This is a genomic window from Streptomyces mayteni (assembly GCF_054783955.1).
The window spans coordinates 1-5692 of record NZ_BAAGPR010000211.1; the positions used below are offsets into that span (position 1 = coordinate 1).

At 72.9% G+C, this 5692-nt stretch carries 5 protein-coding genes; 1 reads left to right on the plus strand and 4 read right to left on the minus strand.

The window, feature by feature from the left end:
* The 4 genes from ACYVPE_RS39015 to nsdA all read right to left on the minus strand — a co-directional run.
* A partial coding sequence (locus ACYVPE_RS39015; protein WP_461038593.1) for a [protein-PII] uridylyltransferase family protein occupies positions 1 to 1091 on the minus strand: 1091 nt, incomplete at its 3' end.
* 123 nt (positions 1092 to 1214) lie between these two features.
* Complete coding sequence (locus ACYVPE_RS39020) at positions 1215 to 1553, minus strand: P-II family nitrogen regulator (protein WP_461038594.1); 339 nt, start codon at positions 1551 to 1553, stop codon at positions 1215 to 1217.
* Positions 1550 to 2794 (minus strand): ammonium transporter, encoded by a 1245-nt coding sequence (locus ACYVPE_RS39025; protein ID WP_461038597.1) that lies wholly within the window; start codon positions 2792 to 2794, stop codon positions 1550 to 1552. The genes ACYVPE_RS39020 and ACYVPE_RS39025 overlap by 4 nt, the downstream gene beginning before the upstream one ends.
* A gap of 254 nt (positions 2795 to 3048) precedes the next feature.
* A complete protein-coding gene (gene nsdA / locus ACYVPE_RS39030; RefSeq protein ID WP_461038595.1) occupies positions 3049 to 4572 on the minus strand; it encodes a transcriptional repressor NsdA in 1524 nt (507 codons plus the stop codon).
* A gap of 299 nt (positions 4573 to 4871) precedes the next feature.
* Between nsdA and ACYVPE_RS39035 the strand changes: the two genes are divergently transcribed.
* Complete coding sequence (locus tag ACYVPE_RS39035) at positions 4872 to 5579, plus strand: bifunctional DNA primase/polymerase (protein ID WP_461038596.1); 708 nt, start codon at positions 4872 to 4874, stop codon at positions 5577 to 5579.
* The last annotated feature ends 113 nt before the right edge of the window (positions 5580 to 5692 follow it).

The window sequence follows — 5692 nt, forward strand, 5'->3', positions numbered from 1 at the left end:
GCGGCCGCGGCGCGCAGCGGCAGCACGGGGTCGCGGTGGGGGCGCGGGGTGCGGGCGACCACGAGCTCGCCGTCCTGCTCGACGACGCCCTCGGCGAGCGGGGTGCGATCGTCGGCCGCGGGGCGGCGGGGCGCGCTCCGGCCGGAGAGGATGCCGCGCAGCCGGCGGCGCGCGGAGCGGGCGCGGAGCACCCGGCCGACCTCGCGCCAGGTGACGTCCGAGGCGTAGGAGATGGTCCTGGCGGCCTCGTAGACGCGGCGCAGCAGCACGTCGGCGTCGAGCAGGCCGAGGGCCGCGGCCACCTGGTCCTGGTCCTCCAGGGCGAGCCGGTCGGTGGCGCGCCCGGTGGCCAGGTGGAGGGCGTCCCGGACGTCGAGCAGGGTGTTGCGGGCGGCGTCGAGGCCCTGGCGCGGCGCGTCGGCCACCCAGGAGGCGGCGACGGCGCGCAGCGCGGTGGCGTCGCGGAGGCCGCCCCTGGCCTCCTTGAGGTCGGGTTCCAGAAGGAACGGCAACTCGCCGTGGCGGCGGGCGCGTTCCCTGCCGAGCTCGTGCAGTTCGGGGAGGCGGGCCGGGGCCTGGGCGCGCCACTGGGCGAGCAGCGCGGTGCGCAGCTCGGCGGTGAGGGCGCCGTCGCCCGCGACGTGCCGGGCGTCGAGCAGGCCGAGGTGGACCTTGAGGTCGCCGGCCGCGGTCTCGTGGGCCTCGGCGAGGGTGCGCACGGAGTGGTCGAGGGCGATGCCGAGGTCCCAGACGGGGTACCAGAGGCGGTCGGCGAGGGCGGCGACCTCGCGGGGGCCGCCGGTGCCGTCGTGCAGCAGCAGGAGGTCGAGGTCGCTGCGCGGGGAGAGCTCGCCGCGGCCGTAGCCGCCGACGGCGATCAGGGCGACGCGGCCGGGGCGCGACCCGGCGCCGAGCAGGCCGGCGAGCCAGGTGTCGGTGAGCCCGGCGAGCTCGGCGCGGCGCTGGGGACCCCGCGCCTCGGACTCGCCGAGGAGGCGCAGCCTGGCCGCCGCGTAACCGCCGGCGGCGGCGCCCGCGCCGTCGCCGGTCTCGGGCGCCTCGCCGGTGGTTGGTGCCGTCTCCGCCGTCATGCGGTCCCCAAACTCGTGAACTCGTGCTGGTGAAACGGATGGTGCCCGTGCGCCGGGCCGTCGCGTAGGCGACGGCCCGGCGCACGGGCCTGGCCGGTGACCGGCCGGTGTCCTGGCCGGTGACTAGAGGGCGTCGGGACCGCGCTCGCCGGTCCGCACCCGCACGGCGGTGTCGACGGGCACGCTCCACACCTTCCCGTCGCCGATCTTGCCGGTGCGGGCCGCCTTGACGACGACCTCGACGAGCTGGTCGGCGTCCGAGTCCTCGACGAGGATCTCGATGCGGATCTTCGGCACCAGGTCGATGGTGTACTCGGCGCCCCGGTAGACCTCGGTGTGCCCGCGCTGCCGGCCGTAGCCGCTGGCCTCGGTGACGGTCAGGCCGTGCACGCCGAACGCCTGGAGGGCCGCCTTCACCTCGTCGAGCCGGTGCGGCTTGATCACCGCGGTGATGAGCTTCATGCGTCAACCTTCTTCGCGTTGGCGGAGACCGGAACGGAGTCCACGGGCACCGGGGCGGTGCCGGACTGGGAGAAGTCGTACCCGGTCTCGGCGTGGTACGCCAGGTCGAGACCCGCGGTCTCCTCCTCCTCCGTGGCCCGGAAGCCGATGGTGCGCTGGATCAGCTGCGCGATGAGGTAGGTGACGACGAAGGAGTAGGCCAGCACCGAGAAGGCGCCGAGTGCCTGCTTGCCGAACTGCTCGAAGCCGCCGAGGCCGCCGGTGGCCAGGAAGCCGACGAGGAGGGTGCCGACGAGGCCGCCGACGAGGTGGACGCCCACCACGTCGAGGGAGTCGTCGTAGCCCAGCTTGTACTTGAGGCTGACGGCCCAGGCGCAGGCGACGCCGGCGACGATGCCGATCAGGATGGCGCCCATCGGGTTGACGTGCGCGCCGGACGGGGTGATGGCGACCAGGCCGGCGATGGCGCCGGAGGCGGCACCCAGGGTGGTGAAGGCGCCGTGCCGGACGCGCTCGTAGACGAGCCAGCCGACGATGGCGGCACCGGTGGCCACCTGGGTGTTGAGGGCCATCAGGGCGGCGGTGCCGGAGGGGCTGAGGGCGGAGCCGGCGTTGAAGCCGAACCAGCCGAACCACAGCAGGCCGGCGCCGAGCAGCACCATGGGCAGGTTGTGCGGCCGCATCGGGTCCTTCTTGAAGCCGATGCGCTTGCCGATCACCAGGGCGGCGGCCAGACCGCCGGCACCCGCGTTGATGTGCACCGCGGTGCCACCGGCGAAGTCGATGACCTCCTGCTCGAAGAGCCAGCCGGTGGGGGCCCAGACCCAGTGCGCGACGGGGAAGTAGACAACGGTCACCCAGAGCACGATGAACAGCGCCCAGCTGCCGAACTTGACGCGGTCGGCGAGCGCGCCGCTCATCAGGGCCGGGGTGAGGATCGCGAACATCAGCTGGAAGACGATGAAGGCGATCTGCTCGCCCTGGTCGACGGTGATGTCCTGGAGGCCGAGATAGTCGAGGTTGCCGATGATCGGGCTCGAGCTGGTGTCGCTAAAGGTGAGGGAGAAACCGTAGAGCACCCACAGGAGGCTGACGATGCCGAGCGAGATAAAGGACATCATCAGCATGTTGAGCGCGCTCTTGACCCGGACCATGCCCCCGTAGAAGAAGGCGAGGCCAGGGGTCATGAGCATCACCATGGCGGCACAGATCACCACGTAGGCGATGTTCGTCGATGACAGCACTTCTTCAGGACTCAAAGTGGACGTCTCCTCGGAATGACGACCCGTGCGGGCAGGATCATGGTCGGGTCAGGATTCGCCACAGGCTCTCTGAGGGCCGTTTCGGTCGATGGCCCCATTTGTTTCACGAAGGTGACGATGGGGCCCGACGTGTTACACCGTAATGAATTGGATCGGTCCACGACGGCAGCGCGGTTATCGTGTCCCGCACCGCCGCCGTCGCTCCGGCCGCCCGCCGCGGCCGGCCTCCCGGGTCAGACGGCCCGGCTGATCCGGCCCTGCCTGAACTGCCCGGCGGCGAAGTCCGCGGCCTCGCGCACCTCGGTGACGTCGCCGAAGTCCCGGCCGGCGGTGGCCAGCGTCTTCCGCAGCCGGTTGTCCACCCGCTCCGAGCGGAGCCGCTCGGCGAGCCGCATCGCCTGCATGGTCTGCGCCGCGCAGGCGCCGGGCTCGCGCGCGAGGAGGTGCACGGTGGCCATGCCGATGAGGTTCAGTGCATACGACCTGTGGTGCCCGCCGTCCGGGTCCTCCTCGCATTCGCGGGCGAAAAGCTCCACCGCGCGCTCCATCAGCGGACGGGCGTGCGTGAGGTAGGAGGTGGAGCGGCCGGCGACGTAGGCGAGGTCCCGGTAGGAGTGGGCGTTCTCCGCGTTGAGCTCGGCCTCGGAGAAGAACCGGATCCAGTCCGGGTCGGGGTCGCGCGCGCCCAGGTCGTGGAAGGTCTCCTGGGCGAGCCGCACGGCGCGGTGGCACTTCTGGGTGTTGCCCAGGGTGGCGTGCGCGCGCCCCTCCATCGCGTACAGCATCGCCTGGGTGCGGGCGGTGGCACCGTCCCGGCTGCCGTACTGGGCGAGGTGGATCAGTTCGAGGGCGTCCTCGCCGCGGCCCAGATGGATCATCTGGCGGCCCATCTTGGAGAGGATGTACGCGCCGAGCGGCCGGTCCTCGGCCTCCTTGGCGGCGTGCAGCGCCAGCACGAAGTACTTCTGCGCCGTGGGCTGGAGGCCGATGTCGTAGCTCATCCAGCCGGCCAGCTCGGCGAGCTCGGCCGTCACCCGGAAGAGACGTCTACGCACCGGTTCCGGATGCGACTCCTGCAACAGGTCGGTGACCTCGTGGAGCTGGCCGACCACGGCCTTGCGCCGTAACCCGCCGCCGCTCTGCGCGTCCCACTGGCGGAACTGGGCGATGGTGGTCTCCAGCTCGCCGAGTTCCGGCTCGGAGAGCCCGGTCAGCCGGCGGGCGCCGTGCCGGCCCTGGGCCGGCACGGCGGCCAGCGTGGCGCCGGGCGACGCCTCGGGCGCGCCGCTCGGCGTCGGCACCAGCCAGCGCTGCATCGGCTCTATCAGGGCCGGGCCGGCCGACATCGTGAGCGAGGTGCCGAGGAAGCCCTGCCGGCCGAGCATCAGGTCGCTGCGGGAGAACTCGTTGATCAACGTCACGGTCTGCGGGCCGGCCCAGGGCAGGTCGATCCCGGAGACCGCGGCGGACTGCCGGGCCGAGCGCAGCCCCAGGTCCTCGACGCCGACGACGCAGCCGAACCGCTCGGAGAAGAGTTCGGAGAGGATCCGCGGTATCGGCTCCCTCGGCTGCTCGCCGTCCAGCCATCGACGGACGCGGGACGTGTCGGTGCTGATATGGTGCGCACCCATCTGGCGGGCCCGGCGGTTCACCTGCCTGGCCAACTCGCCCTTGGACCAGCCGCTGCGGTGGAACCACGACGTCAGCCGCTCGTTCGGCTGCCTGGCGGCGGTGCCGCCGTTGCCGTTTCCTCCCACAGTTACGCCCCCATCCCGGGTTTCCCGATCGCGGCCCGCCGCCTGCTGACAACGAGTCTAGGAATGCACTGAAAGTAATCCTACGGTCACCGGCGTGGCGAGCGGCGCCAGGTAATCGCCACCATTCGCCACCCCTCTGGTGAACTCTCATGCCCCAGGTACGCGCTTCACTTGTACGCACGATGTTCGACGTTGGGGGAAGCGAAGCACGCTGGGGGCGCGCGCTATCGAACGCACTCCCCAGGGCGCGCCCCACGGCCGGGCGTAACCATCGGCAGACCGACCCCGTTGGAGAGTGCATGGGCTTCACGATCGGCGGAATGCGGGAGATCCGGGAGCTTCGACAGGCCGCCCGGCGCCCACGGCGCTCCGGCCGGGTCTCCGTCGCGACGGCCGTCGCGGAGTACACGGGCCTCTGGGGATGGGACGTCGTGCCGGGCGTGGGGGCCAGCAGGCGCGGCGGGGCGCAGGGCCGGATCGAGTGCCGCTGCGGGATCGGCGACTGCCGGGCGCCGGGCGACCACCCGCTCGATCCCGGCCGCGTGGTGCCGGCCGGCACCACGCTCGACCAGGTGCTGCGCGCCTGGGACGACGCCTGGGACGCCACTCCGGGCGGGGCCACGGTCCTGCTGCCCACCGGGCTCTCCTTCGACGTCATCGACGTGCCGGCGGCGGCCGGCCACCTGGCGCTCCCCCGCCTGGAACGGATGGGCCTGCCCCTCGGCCCGGTGGCGCTGGCGCCGCACGACCGCGCCTGGTTCTTCGTCGCGGCGGGCGCGGCGGCCGAACTCCCCCAACTGCTGTACCGCACCGGCTGGGAGGACGTCCCGCTCGACCTGCGGTGCCTGGGCAAGGGCGCGCACGTGACGGCCCCGCCGTCCGGCCATGCCGGCCGGGGCTCGGTGCGGTGGCTCAGGGCGCCGGCCCTGGAGACGGCGGCGGCGCCGCCGCAGGCGCGGCTGTTGCTGGGGACGATCGCGTACGTGGTGGCGGCGTCGACCCGCTGACGTGGCGCGTGGGTCCGGGGGGTGTTTCCCCACCCACCCGCCCTTCCCCCCGCGCTCCGCGCGTGGTTGTTCCCCGCCCACCCGCCCCTTTTCGCGCTCCGCGCGGGGGGTGC

What these genes read in the sequence shown, in the direction of transcription:
- ACYVPE_RS39020 (WP_461038594.1), bottom strand. Translation starts at nt 1,553, where the DNA reads ATGAAGCTCATCACCGCGGTGATCAAGCCGCACCGGCTCGACGAGGTG.
- ACYVPE_RS39035 (WP_461038596.1), top strand. Translation starts at nt 4,872, where the DNA reads ATGGGCTTCACGATCGGCGGAATGCGGGAGATCCGGGAGCTTCGACAG.